The 21558-nt window shown below is 47.2% G+C and carries 22 protein-coding genes; 13 read left to right on the top strand and 9 right to left on the bottom strand.

What is annotated here, in order from left to right; translation table 11 throughout:
- Positions 1–141: 141 nt before the first annotated feature.
- From LEPBO_RS0123265 to purS, 4 genes are all read right to left on the bottom strand, one after another.
- Positions 142–1557, bottom strand: coding sequence for an MFS transporter (locus LEPBO_RS0123265; RefSeq protein ID WP_036044837.1), 1416 nt, complete (start codon positions 1555–1557; stop codon positions 142–144).
- Positions 1558–1781: 224 nt separating this feature from the next.
- Positions 1782–2864 (bottom strand): photosystem II q(b) protein, encoded by a 1083-nt coding sequence (gene psbA, locus LEPBO_RS0123270; protein WP_017289997.1) that lies wholly within the window; start codon positions 2862–2864, stop codon positions 1782–1784.
- 479 nt (positions 2865–3343) lie between these two features.
- A complete protein-coding gene (gene purQ, locus LEPBO_RS0123275) occupies positions 3344–4042 on the bottom strand; it encodes a phosphoribosylformylglycinamidine synthase subunit PurQ (protein ID WP_017289998.1) in 699 nt (232 codons plus the stop codon).
- A gap of 9 nt (positions 4043–4051) precedes the next feature.
- Positions 4052–4318 (bottom strand): phosphoribosylformylglycinamidine synthase subunit PurS, encoded by a 267-nt coding sequence (gene purS / locus LEPBO_RS0123280; RefSeq protein WP_026148867.1) that lies wholly within the window; start codon positions 4316–4318, stop codon positions 4052–4054.
- Between the two features lie 102 nt (positions 4319–4420).
- Here purS and LEPBO_RS0123285 point away from each other — a divergent pair, with 102 nt between their 5' ends.
- Positions 4421–4810 (top strand): Fur family transcriptional regulator, encoded by a 390-nt coding sequence (locus LEPBO_RS0123285; RefSeq protein ID WP_017290000.1) that lies wholly within the window; start codon positions 4421–4423, stop codon positions 4808–4810.
- Positions 4811–4825: 15 nt separating this feature from the next.
- Positions 4826–7411 carry a chloride channel protein gene (locus LEPBO_RS0123290; protein WP_017290001.1) on the top strand — a complete coding sequence of 862 codons (2586 nt, stop codon included), beginning with the start codon at positions 4826–4828 and terminating at the stop codon, positions 7409–7411.
- Here LEPBO_RS0123290 and LEPBO_RS0123295 read toward each other — a convergent pair.
- The gene (locus tag LEPBO_RS0123295) at positions 7408–8187 is read right to left on the bottom strand and encodes a photosystem II S4 domain protein (RefSeq protein ID WP_017290002.1); all 780 of its coding nucleotides are present in this window, start codon (positions 8185–8187) and stop codon (positions 7408–7410) included. The two genes, LEPBO_RS0123290 and LEPBO_RS0123295, sit on opposite strands and share 4 nt — an antisense overlap.
- A 153-nt stretch (positions 8188–8340) precedes the next feature.
- Between LEPBO_RS0123295 and LEPBO_RS0123300 the strand changes: the two genes are divergently transcribed.
- The 3 genes from LEPBO_RS0123300 (at position 8341) to LEPBO_RS0123310 (ending at position 9964) form a co-directional block, all read left to right on the top strand.
- Complete coding sequence (locus LEPBO_RS0123300; RefSeq protein ID WP_017290003.1) at positions 8341–8856, top strand: hypothetical protein; 516 nt, start codon at positions 8341–8343, stop codon at positions 8854–8856.
- Complete coding sequence (locus LEPBO_RS0123305; protein WP_017290004.1) at positions 8853–9677, top strand: creatininase family protein; 825 nt, start codon at positions 8853–8855, stop codon at positions 9675–9677. Before LEPBO_RS0123300 ends, LEPBO_RS0123305 begins: the two co-directional genes overlap by 4 nt.
- Before the next feature lie 92 nt (positions 9678–9769).
- Positions 9770–9964, top strand: coding sequence for a hypothetical protein (locus tag LEPBO_RS0123310; protein WP_017290005.1), 195 nt, complete (start codon positions 9770–9772; stop codon positions 9962–9964).
- A 68-nt stretch (positions 9965–10032) separates the two neighbouring features.
- Here the strand turns inward: LEPBO_RS0123310 and LEPBO_RS0123315 are convergent, their stop codons facing one another.
- Positions 10033–10293 (bottom strand): DUF7219 family protein, encoded by a 261-nt coding sequence (locus LEPBO_RS0123315; RefSeq protein ID WP_017290006.1) that lies wholly within the window; start codon positions 10291–10293, stop codon positions 10033–10035.
- A 267-nt stretch (positions 10294–10560) separates the two neighbouring features.
- Positions 10561–11274 carry a J domain-containing protein gene (locus LEPBO_RS0123320; RefSeq protein ID WP_017290007.1) on the bottom strand — a complete coding sequence of 238 codons (714 nt, stop codon included), beginning with the start codon at positions 11272–11274 and terminating at the stop codon, positions 10561–10563.
- 255 nt (positions 11275–11529) lie between these two features.
- On the opposite strand from LEPBO_RS0123320, the gene LEPBO_RS0123330 reads away from it, so the two are divergent.
- Complete coding sequence (locus LEPBO_RS0123330) at positions 11530–12801, top strand: metallophosphoesterase family protein (RefSeq protein ID WP_017290008.1); 1272 nt, start codon at positions 11530–11532, stop codon at positions 12799–12801.
- 23 nt (positions 12802–12824) lie between these two features.
- On the opposite strand, the gene LEPBO_RS0123335 is transcribed toward LEPBO_RS0123330, so the two are convergent.
- Positions 12825–13238 (bottom strand): PIN domain-containing protein, encoded by a 414-nt coding sequence (locus tag LEPBO_RS0123335; protein ID WP_017290009.1) that lies wholly within the window; start codon positions 13236–13238, stop codon positions 12825–12827.
- The gene (locus tag LEPBO_RS0123340; RefSeq protein ID WP_017290010.1) at positions 13235–13486 is read right to left on the bottom strand and encodes a DUF6364 family protein; all 252 of its coding nucleotides are present in this window, start codon (positions 13484–13486) and stop codon (positions 13235–13237) included. Before LEPBO_RS0123340 ends, LEPBO_RS0123335 begins: the two co-directional genes overlap by 4 nt.
- Positions 13487–13640: 154 nt before the next feature.
- Here LEPBO_RS0123340 and LEPBO_RS0123345 point away from each other — a divergent pair, with 154 nt between their 5' ends.
- The 7 genes from LEPBO_RS0123345 to LEPBO_RS0123375 all read left to right on the top strand — a co-directional run bounded on the left by LEPBO_RS0123345 (position 13641) and on the right by LEPBO_RS0123375 (position 21553).
- Positions 13641–14219 (top strand): hypothetical protein, encoded by a 579-nt coding sequence (locus tag LEPBO_RS0123345; RefSeq protein ID WP_026148868.1) that lies wholly within the window; start codon positions 13641–13643, stop codon positions 14217–14219.
- Positions 14216–15421 (top strand): FtsW/RodA/SpoVE family cell cycle protein, encoded by a 1206-nt coding sequence (locus tag LEPBO_RS38040; protein WP_017290012.1) that lies wholly within the window; start codon positions 14216–14218, stop codon positions 15419–15421. Before LEPBO_RS0123345 ends, LEPBO_RS38040 begins: the two co-directional genes overlap by 4 nt.
- A gap of 38 nt (positions 15422–15459) precedes the next feature.
- Positions 15460–16191, top strand: a complete 732-nt coding sequence (locus LEPBO_RS0123355) for a cytochrome c biogenesis protein CcdA (RefSeq protein ID WP_017290013.1) — start codon at positions 15460–15462, stop codon at positions 16189–16191.
- 3 nt (positions 16192–16194) lie between these two features.
- Positions 16195–17565, top strand: a complete 1371-nt coding sequence (locus LEPBO_RS0123360) for a cytochrome c biogenesis protein (protein WP_017290014.1) — start codon at positions 16195–16197, stop codon at positions 17563–17565.
- 5 nt (positions 17566–17570) lie between these two features.
- Positions 17571–17972, top strand: coding sequence for a ribosomal maturation YjgA family protein (locus LEPBO_RS0123365; RefSeq protein ID WP_017290015.1), 402 nt, complete (start codon positions 17571–17573; stop codon positions 17970–17972).
- Positions 17973–18037: 65 nt separating this feature from the next.
- Positions 18038–18946, top strand: coding sequence for an AAA family ATPase (locus LEPBO_RS0123370; RefSeq protein WP_017290016.1), 909 nt, complete (start codon positions 18038–18040; stop codon positions 18944–18946).
- A gap of 195 nt (positions 18947–19141) precedes the next feature.
- Positions 19142–21553, top strand: a complete 2412-nt coding sequence (locus LEPBO_RS0123375; RefSeq protein WP_017290017.1) for an HAD-IC family P-type ATPase — start codon at positions 19142–19144, stop codon at positions 21551–21553.
- The last annotated feature ends 5 nt before the right edge of the window (positions 21554–21558 follow it).

The following is a 21558-nucleotide window of genomic DNA, read 5'->3' on the forward strand; positions in this document are numbered from 1 at the left end:
AAGCTCGCTGGAAAGACACAATGTCTAGGCACGTCAAAAGCTTCAGCCATAAGATTAACAGGACATTGATCACTCTCAATTCCCAGAGGGAACAGAATTCATCATTTACATCCCCTCACAACTGTAAGAATTGATAAGCCATCACTCAGGATTCTTCTCATTCCAAGGCGCAAAAAACGGGAGCAGCAACAACCCCGGAATCGCCGCCAAAATTGTAGCCAAGAAGAAATTGCTCCAGCCCATCGACTTCGAGAAAGCCCCCGCCGGAGAAGCCATAATATCGCGGCTCACTGCCATCAAACTCGACAACAGCGCAAATTGCGTCGCCGAAAACTGCGGATTACAAACCGTCATCATAAAACCAAGGAATCCTGCTGTCCCTAAGCCTGTACAGAAATTTTCAATAAAAATCGTCGCTAACAGCCCCAAATCCGTTTGATACCAACCGATCGACATTGACTGATCAAAAATCAACATCGGAATCCACACCATGATTCCACTCTTGCCCAACATTGCCAGCAGCCAATAAGCCACATTGCTCAACGCTTGCAGAATCCCAAAAATCCACAGCGACTTATTCACCCCAATCTTGCTAAAAATTCCACCCCCCACGATCGTCCCCCCGATCGTCGCCAAAATTCCCAAAAATCCCTGAATCGCTCCAATATCACTCTGGCTATACTTTGCTCCCAACAAAAACGGCACAACCATCACACTGAGTAAAGCATCGCCATACCGATACAGCACCACAAATGCCAAAACGGCCAACAACCGTCCCCAACCCAACCGCCGAATAAAATCCTGAAAAGGCTGAATAATGGCTGCCTGCATTGTTGTGGGTGGCGCGTAGTTTTTCGGTTCCGGCGCGAACACTGTAGCTATAATCCCGATCGCCATCAATCCTGCCATCAACAGATAAACCTGCGACCATGCCCAATGCCCAGGATTCTTCGGATCTGCAATCATCAGCGCAATCCCACCCGCAATCACCAGCGCAATCCGATACCCTGTCACAAAAAAAGCCGCACCGCTTCCCATCTGGGCTGGATTGAGCACATCCGTGCGGTACGCATCGGCACTAATATCCTGCGTTGCACTCAAAAACGCGACCAATAAAGCAATCTGAAAAAATGCACTGGGAATCAGCGTCTTAAACGATTGTCCAAACTCACACAAACCTTTGACCGCTGAACTTGCACAAACCTCAGTCGAAGCGACCCCCAGTTGTGTCAGGCTCATCGGATCTTGCCGACTCAACAGCAAAATCGCTGCCACCAGTGCAATCTGCGTCAAAATTAACCAACCCCGTCTTCTGCCGAACAGCGGTGGTATGGAGCGATCGAGAAACGGTGCCCAAAACACCTTCAATGAATAAGGCAATGCCGCCAGCCCGAACAGCCCAATCATCGTATCCGAAACCCCCGCCGTCTTTAGCCAAGCCTGCAACGCTCGTCCCGTCCCCGTCAACAGAAATGGCAGACCAGATGAGAAGCCCAACAAACTCAGAGCCGCCATTTTTCGACTCCGAAACACTTTAAGATACGGTTGAATATTCACAACATGCAGCGGATTGCGAGAACGTTAGTCATCATCTCACAGTCTTTCTTCTGCGTCATTTTCTGACTGTGCCAGTTCAAACTCAAAGAAATCGTTTGTGTAGTAAATCAACTTTTGTTAAGTTAAACTAATCTTTAAAGCAGCAATCCCCCAGCTATAGCTGAGGGATTGCTTGTAATCAAGGGTTATGCCGTGGGGTTGTTGATTCAACCCTACTTTTTTGATTAGCCGTTGATTGCAGGTGCTTGAACAGCAACCGGAGTTGCATCACTTGCAGCCAAGTCGAGCGGGAAGTTGTGAGCGTTACGCTCGTGCATCACTTCCATACCCAGGTTCGCACGGTTGATCAAGTCTGCCCAAGTCGAAACCACACGACCTTGAGAATCCAAGATCGATTGGTTGAAGTTGAATCCGTTCAGGTTGAACGCCATCGTGGACACGCCCAATGCGGTGAACCAGATACAAACGACCGGCCATGCACCCAAGAAGAAGTGCAGTGCGCGAGAGTTGTTGAACGATGCGTATTGGAAGATCAACCGTCCGAAGTAGCCGTGTGCTGCAACGATGTTGTAGGTCTCTTCTTCTTGTCCGAACTTGTAACCGTAGTTTTGGCTCTCAACTTCAGTGGTCTCACGTACCAACGAAGAAGTGACCAACGAACCGTGCATTGCCGAGAACAAGCTACCACCGAATACACCAGCTACGCCCAACATGTGGAAGGGGTGCATCAAGATGTTGTGCTCTGCTTGGAACACGATCATGAAGTTGAAGGTTCCAGAGATTCCGAGGGGCATACCGTCGGAGAACGATCCTTGCCCAATCGGGTAGATCAAGAAGACTGCGGTTGCTGCAGACACCGGAGCGCTATAAGCAACACAGATCCAAGGACGCATGCCGAGACGGTAGGAAAGTTCCCACTGACGTCCCAAGTAAGAGAAGACACCGATCAAGAAGTGGAATACAACGAGTTGGTAAGGACCACCGTTGTACAACCACTCATCTAAGGATGCTGCTTCCCAAATTGGGTAGAAGTGCAAGCCAATTGCGTTCGAGGAAGGAACAACTGCACCAGAGATGATGTTGTTGCCGTAGAGCAAGGAACCTGCAACAGGTTCACGGATGCCGTCGATGTCCACAGGAGGAGCAGCGACGAAGGCGATGATGTAGCAGATGGTTGCAGAGAGCAAGGTAGGGATCATCAATACGCCGAACCAACCTACATAAATGCGGTTGTCGGTCGAAGTGACCCAGTTACAGAAGCGCTCCCACACATTGCCGCTTTCGCGTCTTTGTAATGTTGTGGTCATGGTTTTAATAATTACTGGAGGTACAAGAAATGAATTTTGGTAAATTTTGAAATCCGCAATTTACCTGACCTCATCTTATGGAAATCTATCTTCATTTTTCTAGTGTTTAAGTGTGAAATTTTATGGCAAAAAATTTCATGTTTGTTCATGACTTAAAACAAAAGTTTGTTTAGTCAGGATTGTTGCCCTCGGATTTGATTAAGGAAAGTAAATCCGATGAGATTGATGCCTTTTAATCCGTTAGTCTAGTATTATTACAGCAGTGATAGAAATATAAATTTACAGATTTAGTTTAAATATCTTCATGAACCTCAAGTTACAGAAATTGGATCAAATTATTAAATTTAATTCGAGTAATACTGTTAGTTTGCTTAGGGTTTTTAAGCAAAGCTGATTTGTGAAGGGTTTTAAGGCTTATCCATAAAAAAGAAGGCAAGATTCTGCCTTCCAGTAGAACGTCACAATTCGTTTGAAAAGGGTTAGACAAGAGTCGGCACTGCTTTCAAAATTCCTTCAAACAATGCAAGTCCGTCTACTTGTCCTAATGCTTGGTCTGAAGCGCGCTCTGGGTGTGGCATCATGCCCAAAACGTTACCCTGCTGATTGCAAATGCCTGCAATATTATTCAGCGAACCATTTGGATTGCCCTCAGTTGTAATATTGCCCGTTGCATCCGAGTAACGGAATAGAACTTGCCCATTGTCTTCGAGTGCTTTCAGCGTATCGGGATCTGCATAGTAACTTCCTTCTCCATGCGCGATCGGCAATTCAATCACTTGCCCCGATTCATATCCCTGTGTCCAAGGTAAATCTGTTCGCTCGACTCGTACCGGAACGCGATCGCAAATAAAATGCAAATCCCGATTTCGCACTAATGCACCCGGCAGTAATCCCGCTTCGGTTAACACTTGAAATCCGTTACAAATCCCCAAGACGAGTTTTCCAGCCTTGGCATGATCGATCGTCGCTCGCATCACGGGAGAGAACCGAGCGATCGCGCCACATCTTAAATAGTCTCCGTAACTAAATCCACCCGGAACGACGACCACATCAATATCAGACAGATCACTTTCTTCATGCCAAATCATCCGAGTCGGCTGATTCAACAATCCTTGAGTCACCCAGAGAATATCGCGATCGCAATTCGATCCTGGGAACACCAAAACTCCAAACTTCATCGCTTTCTCCTAGACGGTTGCAAGAGCTTGCAATTCGATGCGGTAATTTTCGATTACCGGATTTGCCAATAGCTGGTCACAAATCGTATCGAGTTGCGATCGCGCTGCCGATTCACTTTCGGCAGTCAACGATAATTCGACATATTTACCAATTCGGATCTGCTCCACATTGGTATATCCCATGTGGGCGAGTCCTGACTGTACCGCTGTTCCCGCCGGATCTAAGACCGACGGACGGAGAGTAACATAGATCTGAGCCTGAAATTTTTGAGTCACAGTCGTTGTCCTGAACGTGAAGAAGGTTCCAAAGCTCATCTATTCTAAGACTGCGACGGCTCAAAACGTACAATGTTAAAGGTCTGATCTTCTTTCTTTGCTATGAAATCCCACCGAACCCGCAGCCAAGATCGCATTCTCGATATTTTGAAGCATTTAAACCGACCGATTTCTGCTCAGGATCTTTATGTTGAGTTGCGAAATCGCGATCAGAGTTTGGGTTTGGCAACGGTGTACCGAGCATTAGAGGCATTGAAACTCGAAGGAATGGTACAGGTGAGAACGTTGGCGAATGGAGAAGCGCTCTATAGCTTGATTCAAGAGGATCGCCATCATTTGACTTGTTTACAATGTGGCAACTCAATTGCGATCGACGAGTGTCCGGTTCACGATTTAGAAAAGCAGTTGAATCAATCACATCGGTTTAAGATTTACTATCACATGTTGGAATTTTTTGGCATGTGCGATCGCTGTCAGGCGAAAGAGAGTTGAACACTTGAATGAAATATGTGGAAATCGAGATTCAGGCTCAGTGCGATTTCTCAAAAACGATTAGCCATCTTCGAGGCATGTCTAATCGGATTAGTGTCAGGGGTGGCAGCGGTTGTTTTAAAACAAGGTGTGAACTGGCTCGGCAAGTGGCGACTGTCAGCCGCAACCGATCATCCAGATTGGATGGTACTCCCTTTTGTGGGACTCGTAGGCGGATTGCTCGCCGGATGGTTGATCGAGCAGTTTGCCCCAGAAGCAGCGGGCAGCGGCATTCCGCAAGTGAAGGCTGCCTTGGGTGGCGTTTCAAGCGCGCTGACAATAAGAGTTGCGATCGCGAAACTGGTTACAACCTTACTGTCATTAGGATCGGGATTAAATTTGGGACGGCAAGGTCCGACCGTTCAGATTGGAGCCGCGATCGCTGCCCAGTTGAGTGACTGGGTTCCGACTTCGCCTGTGCATCGTAGGCAATTAATTGCCGCCGGAGCCGCCGCGGGATTAGCCGCTGGATTTAATGCCCCGATCGCGGGTGTGTTATTTGTCGTCGAAGAATTGCTACAAGATGTGTCTGGACTGACGTTAGGGACTGCAATTTTAGCGTCATTTGTCGGGGCAGTGGTTTCGAGGTTGTTAGGAGGCAATGGATTTAATGGTGCATCTTCCTCGCTAGAGTTGATGACGAGCTTTAATGTTCAGGCAATTCCAATTCTGTTGATTGTTGGAATATCGGCAGGCGTGCTGGGATCGCTGTTTATGCGCGGCATTCTTTTGAGTGTAAGGATGAATCGCAAAGTGCTGAAGTGGAGTTTGCCGCTGCGGATTGCTTTTGCCGGAGGAGTGTCAGGACTTGTGATCGCCATCCTTCCTGATGCACTGCGGAGCACAGCCAGTCTTCAAGAAGTTTGGCTCACAAGCGAATTAGGCTGGAGGATTACGGCAGTTCTTTTTATGACTAAATTTGTGCTCACGTTATTGGCTTTTGGGTCAGGCGCACCCGGAGGACTATTTGCACCCTCACTCATTTTGGGATCTGCCTTGGGCTTTTTGATTAGCTTTGGCGCGCAAAGTCTAGAAACGATGGGAGTTCCACTCGGTTTAGATCTGACTCAAGCGTTTACAACAACGGCTGCTCTAACTGGGATGGCAGCATTTTTTAGTGCGGTCACTCGTGGACCCATTACGGCAATCGTCATTGTCTTTGAGATAACCACAGATTTTACGATTGTATTGCCGCTGATGATCGGCTCTGTGAGTGCGTATCTGGTCGCAGAAAGTCTTTTTAGTGGATCAATTTATAAACACTTACTGGCTTCTAATGGCATTCACCTGAGTGCAAATTTAGAAATCGAAAATCGATTATCCGGTTTGACAGCAAAAGATTTAATGCAGCCACGAGTCGAAACGTTGTCGAGCCAGATTAGTTTAGATGAAGCGATGCAAGCATTTTCGCGATCGCATCATCGCGGCTTTCCAGTGATCGAAGACGGCGTTTTAGTTGGAATTGTCACACAAACAGATTTAGCGAATATCGCAGATAAGCAGCAACGGCTGAGTGAGTTTATGACAGCGCGCCCGGTCACAGTTCATCCTGACGATCCACTCAGCCAAGTTCTCTATCTTCTCAATCGCTATAAAATTAGCCGCTTGCCTGTTGTTGATCGTAAAAAATTAGTCGGCATCATTACTCGCGCCGATATTATTCGAGCGGAGTCGGATAAGCTAACCAATCTCGGATCTCAAAAAGAGCGATCGTATGTGGTTTATCAAACCCGTGCGCCGGAAACCGGAAAGGGTCGAGTTTTAGTGCCGATCGCGAATCCTCAAACTGCCGGAAGTTTACTGCAAATGGCGGCTGCCATTGCTCAAGAGCGAGGATATGAATTGGAATGTTTACAGGCAATTCCGATCGCGCGTCATTACACACCTGCCGAAACGCCTGTCTCAACTGCAATCAGTCGAAAATTATTAAAGAAAGCAGGTCGGCTTGGCAAACAATGGAACATTCCCGTTCATACCCAAGTGCGGGTGACGCATGACATCTCAGAAGCAATTCTAGAAACAATTAAAGAACGTCATATCGACCTCTTAATCATGGGCTGGAATGGCGAAACTTCTACACCAGGTCGAATTTTTGGCAATGTTGTCGATACGATGATTCGCCAAGCGAGCTGCAATGTCGTTCTTGTCAAGTTTGGAAAACGCCCTGCCCTCGATCGCTGGTTAGTTCCGACTGCGGGTGGTCCAAATTCTCGGCAAGCCATTCGGCTGTTACCTGCGCTGACAAAACTAGCAGAACAGCCTGAAATTTGTTTATGCCAAGTGCATCACCCGCAACGCGAACTACCCGATCTCAATGTCTTGAATGAAGCGATGGAATTTTTGGGCGATCGCTTAACTTGCCCGATCGCATTAATGCCTGTCTGCGCCAATGCGGTTTCAACCGCACTAATCGATTTGGCACAGAAAGATCAGTGTGATGTGATTGTGCTGGGAGCAACGCGTGAAGGGCTATTACAGCAAGCGATCCAAGGAAATATTCCAGAAGCGATCGCCAAACGCTGTGACTGCACCGTCATTCTCGTCCGGGGGGCAAGCTCTTAAACAAAACGAGTGAGTTGTACTCGGTAACGGTCTTTCTTGGTGACCATTACATCTCCAACCTCAACACGCCCTTTCCCTCGAATCGCAATCAGATCCCCTGCTTTGACTGAGTAACTAGACGATGTGATTTCTTTCCAATTGACACGCACATCGCCTGCTGTGATCAAGTCTGCCATCTTACTGCGGGACATTCCAAAGCCAGCCGACGCGATCGCATCTAATCGCATCGAAGCTTCAACCGTTGTGATTTCTTTCTTTTTCGGCTCCCGGATCTTCAATTCCTCAAACGGAATGGGTTGAGTTTTCACCGGAACCGATCGCACTTGGGTTAAAGCAGTTTGCAAGAATTCTCCGAGTTCAGGAGTGACGATCGCTTGTGCTCCTCGTTCTCCGAGCACAATAATGTCCCCAACTTTATCGCGGACAATTCCGGTTCCTAAGATTGCACCGAGAAAGTCGCGATGCGTTGCCGGATCGAAGAGGAAGTTTCCAGCAATGTCTAGGGCAACCAGTTCAACTTGAGACGGATCTAAGGGAATTTCAGATCGAGCGATCGCGAGTCTTTGCCGTTCTGCCTGGGGATATCCACCCCATGCGAGAAGCTGAACTTCGGTCAGCCGACTAAACGATCGTTGAATCTCTGCGAGTTCTGGAGGCGAAAGAAAGTCACTGGTGACCACTTCCCAAGTCTTGATCGCTTGTTCAGCCTGATCAATCACTCGCGCGATCGCCTCTCGATTTTCTACCCCTTTCAGAAGGTCTTCCCTTGGTAACATAACAATATCGACTTAGAAAATCCCATTTTATCGAACTTAGACCTGACAATCAGACTCATGTAAATTTGGGCAATTGAGCGGAGTGACTCAAAATCCTTCGCCCATGATGTCAGTCTTAGAATGAACCGCAGAAGCAATCTTAAAAGGTAGAAAATGACTTATCTCGTTGCAGTTTTGAAAGATCGTATACAAGCCGAAGCAGCCTACTCAGCCTTAGAAACAGAAGGCTTACCGATGGACAAAGTGGCAATTTTGGGTCGAGGCTATCAGAGTGCTGATGAATATGGATTGATCGATCCAAATGAACAAGCAAGAAAGCAAGTTCGATTGATGGCATCTTGGCTTGTGCCGTTTGGGTTTGTCGGCGGGAGTGCATTCAATCTGATTACCGGATTAGATACATTTGCTTGGGCAGGTGAGATTGGTAGTCCTTTGATTGCTGGCGTTTTAGGTGCGCTGTCAGGACTGATGGGCAGTGTCTTTGTCGGAGGCGGAGTTGGTTTAGTCATCGGTGGCGGAGATGCTTTGCCGTATCGAAATCGCATCAATGCTGGAAAGTATCTGATTGTTGTGAATGGGTCAGATGTGTTAGTGCGGCAAGCTACTCGAAGTCTCAGAGCATTTGATCCTGAAAGTCTGCAAGGCTATGCAGAGCCGGGGGTTGTATGATGCATGGGTTTATCCCGAGCGATCGCTATTTTCCTTATCTCACTTGGACAGATATCCAAGCAATGCCTAATAAGGAGAATGTCGTGATTGTGCAGCCGATGGGTGCGATCGAACAACACGGGGCACATCTGCCTTTAGCCGTTGATTCTGCGATCAGTGTCGCCGTTCTTGGCAAAGCATTAGCGCAGTTAGATCCAAGCATTCCAGCCTATGCTTTGCCGCCGTTGTACTATGGCAAATCGAATGAGCATTGGCACTTTCCAGGAACGGTTACGCTGAGTACACAGACCTTACTCGCAATTTTGATGGAAGTTGCAGAAAGCATCTATCGAGCTGGATTTCGTAAGCTCGTGTTCATGAATTCTCATGGAGGACAGCCCCAAATTCTCGAAATTGCTGCACGGGATTTGCATCAGCAGTACGAGGATTTTGCAGTTTTCCCGTTGTTCACCTGGAAAGTTCCGACCATTAGCGCGATCGCGACCGAGCTGCTCACGCCGAAAGAATTAGAGCTAGGAATTCATGCGGGTGATGCCGAGACGAGCTTGCTGCTCTCGATTTTGCCGGATCAGGTCAAAATGGATCGCGCCGCCGCAGAATATCCGCTCGGTGAACCACAAAACGGTGTGCTGAGTATGGAGGGGGCGCTTCCGTTTGCTTGGATGACTCGCGATCTGAGTAAAAGTGGCGTTTTAGGAGATCCCACAACTGCATCTAAAGAAAAAGGCGATCGTCTTTTAGCGGCACTGGTAACGGGATGGATACAAGTCATCACGGATATTTATGAATTTTCGTTACCGAATGCGTACAAACTTCAATAAGTTGGAGAATTTGTAGCGCATGTCACATCGTTTTTTCTAAGACGAGTAAAATGGTGTCAAACCCAAATCTCTAGAACACATAGAGGTGTTGTATGGCAGATGCACAGGTCAGACCCGTTCTCCACACGCTACAGGAAGTCGATGAAGCGGTAAGACGCTACAACGCAACAGATTGGCAAACTGAAGAAGAATCCCTCCCCCTCTGGCAAGCGATTCGAGACGCTTCTCTCGAACAACTGCCCAGTCAGAAAGATCCCTTCAAAGTGCCCGGAGAAGATAGCTATTAAATCTACTCAACTACGTAAAGCGCGATCTTCTCAGTGAGAAGATCGCGCTTTCTCTCAATTGCATCGTGCTAGACTGCCATATCACCGGAGTCAGGAGAAGATCCGGTTGAAATGCCAAGCTGCTTACGGCTTTTCTTCAACTGTTTCCACAGCGATCGAATTTCTTGATAAGACTCTTCTGGCGTCATCTTACCGCCTGTCTCTAGACAGCAGATATACGACACTCGCTGAGAAAATTCTTGCAAGTTCGCATTAAACACCAAGTTCTCCGGTTTAACTTGACCCCGGTAGCGACTGCGGGGGTAAAAGAAATTGTGTTGGTCTGCCATCGTTCTTATCTCCAAATGCCAAAATTTAAACTTGCGCTTCAATGGGCGATTCAGCTCATTGGGTTGCACGGTGCGAGTAACTCCTACAACAGAGGAAGAAAGGATCTCTGAATCTATCAAGATTTTCAGTTTAACCTCTCTTAATCAGATGTTAACCTAATCATTTATGAAGATTCTGTAACTCAGATCACGACTGAGATTAATCCTAGTCAATCCCAGACTCGATTTACATCTGCCGTTTAGGTTAGCGTTGAGGTTAAGTAGAAGTTAACGAGGAATTTCGCGGACGGCAGCTTGTGCTTCTCGACGCAATCCTTCTGCAATCCGAAACAGTTCGCGCCCATTGCGAAGATGATGATCGTCATAATTATTCGTAAAGTAGAATAATTCATCAATACCATCGCTGAGTTGATTCAAGCAGTAATAGAGATTGGCTGCAGCAGCGGCGGCATTCGGGGGATTAGGAGTAGACTGAAATGTTTTTTGCGCTTTGCCTAGCAACTCTTGACATTCTTCTAAGTACGTTTGAAAGTTTTCCATCAACTCGTCATCAAATGGATCGGCTGCGAGTTCATTAATTTGAGACTTTAAAGGACGAATAATCTGATTCAGAACACGATTGATCGATGTGTGCGCTTTTAACCACAGTTTTAACTGATTGTCTTCGTGCTGCTCGGCTTGTCTTTGCTTGCGATAGTGAGCTTGCGCAGCTTCGGTGCGTTCTTTTCGCGATCGCACACCTGCTTCTGAGTAGCCGACCTCTGCATACTGAAGCTGCTGATCGTAAGAACGCCGTCTTTGGGGATCGCCTAAAACTTCGTAGGCTGCATTGATCCGAGAAATTTTTTCATGACTTGAACTGACCCGATTGGTATCGGGGTGAAATTCCTTTGCCAACCGCCGATAGGCTTGCTTAATCTCCGCTTGCGTCGCGGTTGGTTGGAGGTCAAGAACTTGGTAGTGAGTAAGAGTGATAGCCATATCGTTATTATGCGACACCGAGCTATCTCTCTAGCTGTCGATCACGAGATCGATTGAGATCAAAATTGCTGGAAATGCAATTGCCTCAATCGTTCCAGTTGTAGCTGCCATTCTCAGAAATCCGAAACTCCATTGGCAGTTACAGTTTTTACACTCATTTTGCGATCGCTAGACTCATAAGACTTGCAGCGATAATCTAAGACTCAAATTACAGCTTTTGGATTTTAATAGTAAACTCGTTCTTACTGCTCATGGATGGATGCAATGCCGCGATTTTTACATTTGGCTGATGTTCATTTGGGGTTCGATCGCTACGACAGCAAAGAACGCACGAAGGATTTTTACTTGGCGTTCGAGGATGCACTACAAAAATATGCGATCGACACTCAAGTTGATTTTGTGATCATTGCAGGCGATTTGTTTGAGCATCGGGTGATTCAGCCGAATATTCTCAATCAGGCGAAGATTTGTTTTCAGATGTTGAAAGCGGCTGGAATTCCAGCGATTGCGATCGAAGGAAATCACGATAATCGCCCCTATGGAACTGTGACCAGTTGGCTGAAATATCTAGCTGAAGATGAATTGGTCATTTTGCTAGAACCTGACCGAGTAGACGATCGCATTGTTTACGAACCGTGGGATGGCATTGCGGGTGGATATTATGATTTGCCTTGTGGCGTGAGAGTTTTAGGCTCGCGTTGGTATGGAGCATCTGCGCCGAGAGCAATTTTGCAATTGTCAGAAGCAATGCAAGCGCTTCCGCCGAGTCCAGGGCATACCGTAATGCTGTTTCATCAAGGGCTAGAAGGTCAGATTGCGCGATATCAAGGCGCATTAAAGTATAACGATTTGCTGCCGTTGAAAGAGGCAGGCGTAGATTATCTGGCTTTAGGACATATTCATAAAAGCTACATTGAGCAGGGATGGATTTTTAACCCTGGATCAACTGAGACAAATAGCGTCGAAGAAGCAAAATACGATCGCGGTGTTTTCCTTGTTGAACTGAGCGAACAAGGCATTGATGCTCAACTGAAACAAGATTATCAGCAGCGGCGATGGGTGCGATTGAAATTGAAAGCACGCGGGCAGGAAAGTTTAGAGCAGATTCAGGAAAATGCGATCGAACTCGTCCAATCGGCAATTCGATCCAAAGAACTGAATCCCGATGTGCGTCCAATGGTGGAATTGCGAATTGAAGGACAGGTTGGATTCGATCGCTTAGATCTCGATGTGCGTAAACTTCAGCAAGAGCTACAGCAACTGAGTAACGCACTCATTTTCTTATTGAAATATGAGGCAGAGTCCGTGGAGTTTGCTTCTCCGATTCCAGAAGATGCAAGTCGGACTCAGATCGAGCAAGAGATTTTCACAGATTTGCTGACAGCGCATAATCACTATAAAAATCGTGCGCCCGAATTAGCAAAGGGATTGATCGGACTGAAAGAAATGCAATTAGAAGAGCGATCGACCTCTGAACTGTATCAGTTTGTCGAAGAACTATTAGAGACTTCAAGCAATTCAGGGTAATAGCAGGGCAAGAGTGCAACTGCTCAAATCGAGATTTGCAAGAAATCTTCTGGCATCATTGCCGGAATGATACTTTGGCGAAAATCCTTCGTATTGCGAGTGACAATAATTTCAATCGATGCTGCCTGAGCCGCAGCATCAGTTACTGCATCTTCAAAATCAGAAATTGGACTCGCGATCGCAATCTGAATCACTTCGTGTGTTACTGAAGCTACTCTCACTTTCTCCAACAAGATCGAGAGTAATTCTCGGCTTCTCTCGCTTCCTAAAGGCTTCCTCATGAGGTAGAAGAGGTTCGTGATGGCATGTCCAGATACAAATCCTTCAACGTTTCCTCGCCCAACCCGATCTAATGCTGAAGCAGAATTTATGAAGAAGGGTTGTCGGTGTAGAAAGACATCCAGCAGCACATCACTATCAAAAATCACCCGCTTCACTTATATTTTTCCTCTAAATAGTCAAGGTACTGCTGCCGCAACGTTTCATCGTCCAGCACTTCAGTTTCCTTGCCAGAAGTCCCAACCAAGCTTTGAGTCCACGGAGACAGTTCTAGGGATGAATCTTGATTCGGAATCTGACCAATTAAAGCTGCGATCGCTTCATTCACAGACATTCCTCGACTCTCTGCCCAGCGATTCACTTTCTGGAGCAGTGCTGGATCTAATTGCAGTGTGAGTTCTGCCATATTTCTGTATCGATTGAATTGCTTCTATTTTAAGCGCGATCGACAAACACCCTCTCCAAAAAATCCGCCAATCTCAAACAACTCCATTACAATGATCTGACTCGAAAACCATCGGGACGGTGAATGATAAGCCTGTCTTTTTTGGAGTCAACATATGAGAAAGATTGGCGTAATCTTGAGTGGAATATTGCTGATGGCGGCTCCGGCTCAAGCCATTCCAGGACAAACCCTCGACGAAGCTGCCGTATGGATGAAATCAAATTCCACGGTGCGACCGAACCAAAATGAGAAATTTTTAGTGCGGCGCATTAATTCGTCCGCGCAGCAGTTTACATTTCATGCGTCGTTAAATCCTCCGGGACAATTGGCGCGCTTTGCCCCCGGAAGACGTATCATTCGCAGTGAAACTCTCTCTCTGTTTGATATGCGAAATGGCGTAACCCTAGCTCGACTCAGAGAATCCGTGCGATCGATCTACGGATTTGAAATCGCCCGTGACTTTGAGCAAGCAAAGATCGTCAAATCTTATCCCACAGACTCCCGAATTCAAGAAGCGGTGCAAAAACAAAACCCTCAAATTGCCGCTTTGCAAGGAGAATTACGGCAGGGAGAACAATTTGCCTACTGGCTTGAGATTGCTCAAACCGATGTCGGCAAAGCTTACTCAGGACAATTGACGGTGTTTCTACTCGATGACTTGGAAAAATTGCGATCGGAGTTAGCAAATCGATGAACTGGCGGCACTTCATTCCGTTTTTTGACACAACTGCAATGGACTGGGCAGTCACGCCTCGCTTGTTGCGCTGGCTGACCTTTGTGTGGTTGTTTGTAGGATTGGCGGTAATGTTTAGTGCCTCATATCCTGTCGGAGACGCGATCGGCGATGGGTTGTACTACTTCAAACGGCAACTAATCGCGATCGCGTTAGGTATGATTCTGTTTAACGTCCTAATTCACGCTCCCTTGCGCTACATTCAGGGCGTTTCAAGTTTAGGATTTATCTCGCTGCTCGGCGGAATTTTTCTGACAACTGTGATCGGGCGAGAAGTAAACGGAGGACAGCGTTGGTTTGAAGTCGGTCCATTTTTGATTCAGCCTTCGGAGTTGATTAAGCCATTTCTGGTCTTGCAGAGCGCTCGAATTTTTGGACAATGGGAACGACTGACTTGGCGAGTGCGACTGACTTGGATTGGACTGTTTGGACTGATGCTGATCGGAATTCTCCTTCAGCCGAATCTCAGTACTACTGCTCTTTGTGGAATGGCATTATGGCTCGTTGCTTTGGCTGCCGGATTACCCTATCTCTATTTAGGCGGAACAGCGGTTGGAGGGCTATTTTTGGCGACCTTGAGTATTAGTATTCGAGAGTATCAACGCCGCAGAGTCATGTCATTTCTCAATCCTTGGTCTGATCCCTTGCAAGATGGCTATCAGCTCATCCAAAGTTTGTTAGCGATCGGCTCAGGAGGATTCGCCGGAACAGGATTTGGGCTTTCTCAACAGAAATTATTTTATTTGCCGATTCAGTATACCGACTTCATTTTTGCAGTCTTTGCTGAGGAGTTTGGTTTAATCGGGTGTTTTGCATTTATGGTGATGCTAATTGCTTATGCGACCTTGGCATTAGTTGTGGCAAAACAGGCGCGAAATGCCATTCATCGATTGGTCGCGATCGGGGTCATGGTGATTATGGTTGGTCAGTCTTTGCTGAATATTGGTGTAGCAACAGGTGCATTGCCGACGACTGGATTACCTCTGCCGTTGTTTAGTTACGGTGGGAGTTCAATGATTTCTAGTCTCGTCTGTGCAGCATTGTTGATTCGGGTCGCACGAGAAAGCAGTGAAGCAAGCGTATCTCCGATCTCCGAAAATCCCAAAATTGTTTCATTTGCAGAAGCGAGAACCCGACGAATGAAACCCAGACCGTCGCGCTAAATCGGTAGAATGGGAAAGGCGCTTCGGATTGCTTAACCATGTTTGATACGTTCCAGACTCAACTTTATGAGCTTTCGCAATTTGCCGATCGCTTAGTTTCTAGCCAATTGACGCATATTACTCCGGTCAGTATTGGGGTAATTTTTGCGGCAGGATTGCTGACGAGTTTAACGCCTTGTACGCTGTCGATGTTGCCGATTACGGTGGGCTATATCGGCGGGTATGAAGCAAAATCTCGGGTACAGGCTGCGGCGCAATCCACCTGGTTTGCCCTAGGATTGGCGACGACCTTAGCAGGACTGGGCATTGCAGCAACGCTATTTGGCAGAGTGTATGGGCAGGTTGGGACAGGTTTACCGATCGTGATTAGCGTTGTCGCGATCATCATGGGATTGAATTTATTAGAAGCGTTGCCGTTACAGATGCCGACGATTGGAGGAACAGATTGGATCTCTGAAGAATTGCCGACAGGTGTGCGATCGTATCTATTAGGAGTGATGTTCGGTTTAGTCGCGTCGCCTTGTAGCACCCCGGTTTTGGCGACAATTTTAGCTTGGATTAGTACGACAAAAGATCCGATTCTGGGTGGATCGCTTTTACTGTGTTACACGGCTGGATATGTTGCGCCGTTGATTATTGCTGGAACGTTCACCGCAGCGATTAAGAAATTATTGGAGTTGCGGCGTTGGTCGGGTTGGATTACGCCAACAAGTGGTGTGTTGCTTGTGGGATTTGGTGTGTTTTCGTTAATGTCGCGATTTGTGTTTTAGAAGATGACTTTTACAGAATTAGTGAACGCTCCCAAGCGGTATTTGAAAAAAGAATTGCTGCCCGTTTTAGCCGATTTGAGATTAGCGATCGTGCTTTTACTCGCGATCGCGGTTTTTAGTATCGCTGGAACAATCATTGAGCAAGGACAATCCGTTCAGTTTTATCAAGCGAATTACCCTGAAAAGCCTGCTCTCTTCGGCTTTCTCACTTGGAAAGTTCTGCTGACAGCCGGACTTGATCATGTGTATCGAACTTGGTGGTATTTAGCGTTACTGATTCTGTTTGGAGCGAGTTTGACCGCTTGTACATTTACGCGCCAATTGCCTGCGCTGCGCTGGTTTTCGCGAACTTGGAATTTCTACAGTCAGCCGCGTCAGTTTCGCAAATTTGCGTTAAGTGCCGAGTTCCCCAAAGCTGGAATTGATCAGCTTTTACCGCTGCTGGAACAGCGCAAGTACAAAATTTTTCAAGACGGTGACAAGCTTTACGCGCACAAAGGAATTGTTGGGCGAATTGGTCCGATCGTGGTTCATGCCGCGATGTTGCTAATTCTGCTAGGCGGCATTATCGGTGCGATGACGGGCTTTATTGCTCAAGAAATGGTTCCCAGTGGAGCCACATTTCAGATTGACAACGTAACGGATGCGGGAATTTGGGCGGCTCCGCAGATTCCGAAAGATTGGTCTGTGAAAGTCAATCGATTTTGGATTGATTACTTGCCGACTGGAGAGATCGATCAGTTTTACTCGGATCTTTCTGTGCTCGATCAAAACGGAAAAGAAGTCGATCGTAAAACCATTCACGTCAATGAACCCCTGAAACACAAAGGGGTGACGCTCTATCAGGCAGATTGGTCGATCGCGGCAATTCAAGTGCGACTCAACAACAGCCCAGTCCTGCAATCGCCGATGGCAAGAATTGACCAGGGCAGCGGGCGAATTTGGGGAACCTGGCTGCCGTTGAAGCCCGATATGAGTGATGGCGTGTCTCTCGTTGCCAAAGATTTACAAGGCTTGCTACTGGTCTACGACATGGATGGCAAGCTGATCGCAACCGTGCGTAAAGGCATGGCGGTTGATGTGAAAGGGTTGAAATTATCGATCGTGGATCTGATCGGCAGTACTGGACTGCAAATCAAAGCTGATCCAGGAATTCCCATTGTCTATCTCGGCTTCGGCTTACTGATGCTCGGTGTGATTATGAGCTATGTTTCTCACTCGCAGATTTGGGGATTAGAGAAAGATGGAGCCATCTACATTGGAGGCAGAACCAATCGTGCTCAAGTCACCTTTGAACGAGAATTTTTGGGCATTCTGGAAGCGATCGATCAGGGTAAATCTGAATCGACTCCAACCCAACTCGCCCAAACTTAAACTTTATGCCTTACCGTCTTGCGGTGCTGCTGACCATTATCGTAATTGTTCCACTGGGGTACTTCGCGCGATTCACAGCGGCGTTGCCTGGGTGGATAACGGATATTGCAGGCAGTTTGGCTTATCAAATTTTTTGGATGGCGTTGGTGCAGTTTTGTTTTCCAAAACTCTCGATCGCCAAAACTGCGATCGCAGTGTTCTGTTTTTCTTGTGCGATTGAGTTTCTGCAACTTTGGCAACCTCCTTTTCTGCAAGCGATGCGTGCTACATTGCCAGGTCGTTTAGTCCTCGGAAATACCTTTGTGTGGTCGGATTTTCCGCCTTATGCGATCGGGTGTTTTTTAGGATGGCTTTTGCTGAGTGGAGTGCGGCAATTGCGATCAGAACCTGCGCGATCGCGAGTCTAGATTACGATCATCGCCACTCTGGGGAACTCTGGCTATGATGAACAGGTTCTAATGGAGCTTCCCCTATGCGCGATCGAATTGAGCAACTCACACAACACTTAGCAACCGCGATCGTCGGTAAAGAAGAAGCGATTCAACTCGTTTTAGTTGCGCTGCTTTCTGGAGGTCACGCGCTGCTTGAAGATGTGCCTGGAGTTGGAAAAACTTTACTGGCAAAGTCTTTAGCGAAATCGATTCAAGGCAAGTTCCAACGGTTGCAATGTACTCCCGATTTACTACCAACCGATGTGACTGGGACAAACGTTTGGAATCCGCGCACGGGCGAATTTGAATTCATGGCAGGTCCGATTTTTGCCAATGTTTTGTTAGCCGATGAAATTAACCGAGCCACGCCCAGAACTCAATCGGCATTGCTCGAAGTAATGGAAGAACATCAAGTGACGATCGATGGAACCTCGCGCAAAGTTCCAGAACCGTTTTTCGTCATTGCAACTCAGAATCCGGTGGAATATCAGGGCACGTTTCCGCTCCCCGAAGCGCAAATGGATCGATTTGCGTTGTCACTTTCTCTGGGTTATCCGACGGAAGCAGAAGAACTGAAAATGCTGGAGCGGTTGCAATCAGGACGGCGCGTTGAAGAGTTGCCGCCTTGCATTACGCTGGATGAGATTCGAGAACTGCAACAGCAGTGTGCTTTAGTTCGAGTGGAATCTTCGCTTCAGCAGTATTTATTGAACATTGTGCGATCGACGAGACACGATGAAGAAATCCTTCTCGGAGTCAGCCCCCGTGGAACAGTTGCGCTTCAGAAAGCAGTTCAAGCCTTTGCATTTCTAGAAGGCAGAGATTACGCCATTCCAGATGATGTCAAAGCGATCGCACCGCATGTGTTAGCCCATCGGATGATTGCAGCGAGCGGCAGACGATCACATGAGATTGTGGCGCGGCTGTTGGGGTCGATCGCGATCGGATAAGAGCCGTTTGGATTTGCTCAATGACTCGTGTCTCCAAGCACACGAAGCAGTGGTATGAGAGTTCAACACTCGTAGCCAAGAAAGTGTAGCCTGAAACATTTGGGATTGAGCGATCGCAATCTGCAACGAATCATTTGAACCGGGAAAGAGCATCTATGATAATGGTCATCACCTGATAGAGACAATGTGTGATTCATGGCGATGCTCCCCGGATTAAGCGATCGAGAAGTTCGAGATCAACAGTTAGCAGGCAATACGAACGACGTAAAACTGCCAACCAGTCGATCGTATGCACGCATCCTGCAAGAAAACCTGTTTACCTTTGTTAACGCCGTCTTTTTTGCGATTAGCGGCGTTTTCATTCTGCTACAACGCCCGAGTGATGCCGTCTTCGTAGCGGTGATTATTTTTAGCGGCGTTGTAATTGGAATCGTGCAAGAAATTTGGGCAAAGCAAAAGTTAGACGAAATCGCCTTGCTGAATCGACCTCATGCAACCGTGATTCGCAACGGGCAGGAGGTGAATATCGATCCCTGTGCAATCGTTCTCGGCGATGTACTGGTGCTGCGCCCAGGTGATCAAGTCCTCGTCGATGGACAAATTGTTGGAGAGGGGCGAGTCGAAATTGATGAATCTTTGTTGACTGGAGAATCAGATCTGATCGTAAAAGTCGCAGAGAAACCTGTCTATTCGGGCAGCTTTTGTGTCAGTGGAACGGCTTGCTATGAGGCGCAGAAAGTTGGAGCGGATACGGTTGCCTATCAGCTTACAGTGGGAGCGCGAGAATTTCGCCAAGTGTATACGCCGCTGCAAGCTGAGATTAATCTCATCATTCGGATTCTGCTACTCTTAGCATCGTTCTTATGGTTGCTCGTTGGCATTAGTTTTATTAGTCGATCGCAAACTCTCAATGAAGTTGTGCAGCGTGCTGCCGTGATCGCTGGATTGATTCCAGCCGGATTGTTATTAGCAATCACGCTTGCATATGCCATGGGTGCAATTCGGATGTTAGGACAAAATGTTTTGATTCAGCAAACGAATGCCGTCGAGTCACTCAGTAATATTGATGTCTTGTGTTTAGATAAGACGGGCACATTGACCACGAATCAGATTGAACTTCATTCTCTCCATCCATTAGGAATTCCTGAGGAAGAACTGAAATGGTTGATTGGGGATTTTGCGGCGAGTACTGCGTCTGGAAATCGGACGAGTGAAGCTGTTTTAATTGCCTGTTCTGGATATGCAAAGCCGATTCGGAATGAGATTCCCTTTTCATCAGCGCGGAAATGGAGCGCGATCGCATTTGAAAATCTCCCTGGAACCTACGTGATGGGCGCGCCAGAAATCCTCATGAAGTCGATCGCGGTCACAGATGAAATTCTGAACTATATCGATGAACAGGTAAATCAGGGATTTCGAGTCGTTTTGTTTGCCCATACGGAATTTGAAATCGAGACAACTCTTCCGCCGCTCAACCCGCTAGGAATTCTCTGTTTTTCGGATCAACTTCGCCCTTCTGCACAGGAAACTCTACAAGGCTTTGTCAAAGCAGGCATCACGCTCAAAATCATTTCAGGAGACAATCCCCAAACCGTTGCAGCATTAGCAAAACAGGCGGGCTTCACCGACGAGGTTCGAGTCATCTCCGGGGCAGAACTGGCTCAAATGGATGACGCTCAATTTGTGCAGGCGGCAAGAAATTACAACGTATTTGGGCGCATTACACCTCAGCAAAAAGCACAACTCGTTCGCAGCCTGAGACGCAGCGGTTCTTATGTCGCGATGACTGGAGACGGTGTGAATGATGTGCTGTCGCTGAAACAGGCAAATCTCGGAATCGCAATGGAGAGCGGGAGTAAAGCGACTCGCAGCATTGCGGACATTGTGTTGCTCAAAGATACATTTGAAGCGTTACCGCATACTTTTTTGGAAGGACAACGGATTCAGAATGGCATTCGAGATGTCGTTAAGCTCTTTATGGTGCGATTGAGTTGTGTCGCGTTGTTGATTTTTGCGATCGCGATTGTCTCAGATAGCTTCCCCTTATTAAACAAACATAGTGCGATCGTCACGTTGATTGGAGTTGGCATTCCAACCACTTTTATTCCAATCTGGGCGCAACCGGGAGAATGCCAGAAACGGAGTTTAGTCCGATCAATGCTCCATTTTGTGATTCCTGCGACAATTACCATCACTTTAGTGTCACTGACAGTGTATCTATTTTATTTAGTCAGCGCTGCTTTAGACTTACCTCCGAATATTGGTCTAACTAAGATCGAATTCAATATTCCTCGGACTGCACTTGTAACCATTTTAGTATTTTGTGAACTGCTGTTAATCCCATTCTTAAAACCACCGACAACCGCTTGGGTGGGAGGAGAACCGCTGAGCGGAGATTGGCGCTATACCTGGGTTGCGTTAGCGCTGCTGGTTGTTTATTTACTCATTTTATTTATTCCGCCGCTCCGAACGTTTTTTGAGCTTTCTCAAATTAGTGTGCAGGACTGTCTCTTCCTAGGATTAGTTGCGCTAGAGTGGGGATTGATCGTGCGACTCGCTTGGCGAACTCGGTTTCTCGATCGCTTTTTAGGCGTGGATTTGGAGTAGCCCTC

The sequence above is a fragment of the Leptolyngbya boryana PCC 6306 genome, assembly GCF_000353285.1.
Classification (GTDB): Bacteria; Cyanobacteriota; Cyanobacteriia; order Leptolyngbyales; family Leptolyngbyaceae; genus Leptolyngbya; species Leptolyngbya boryana.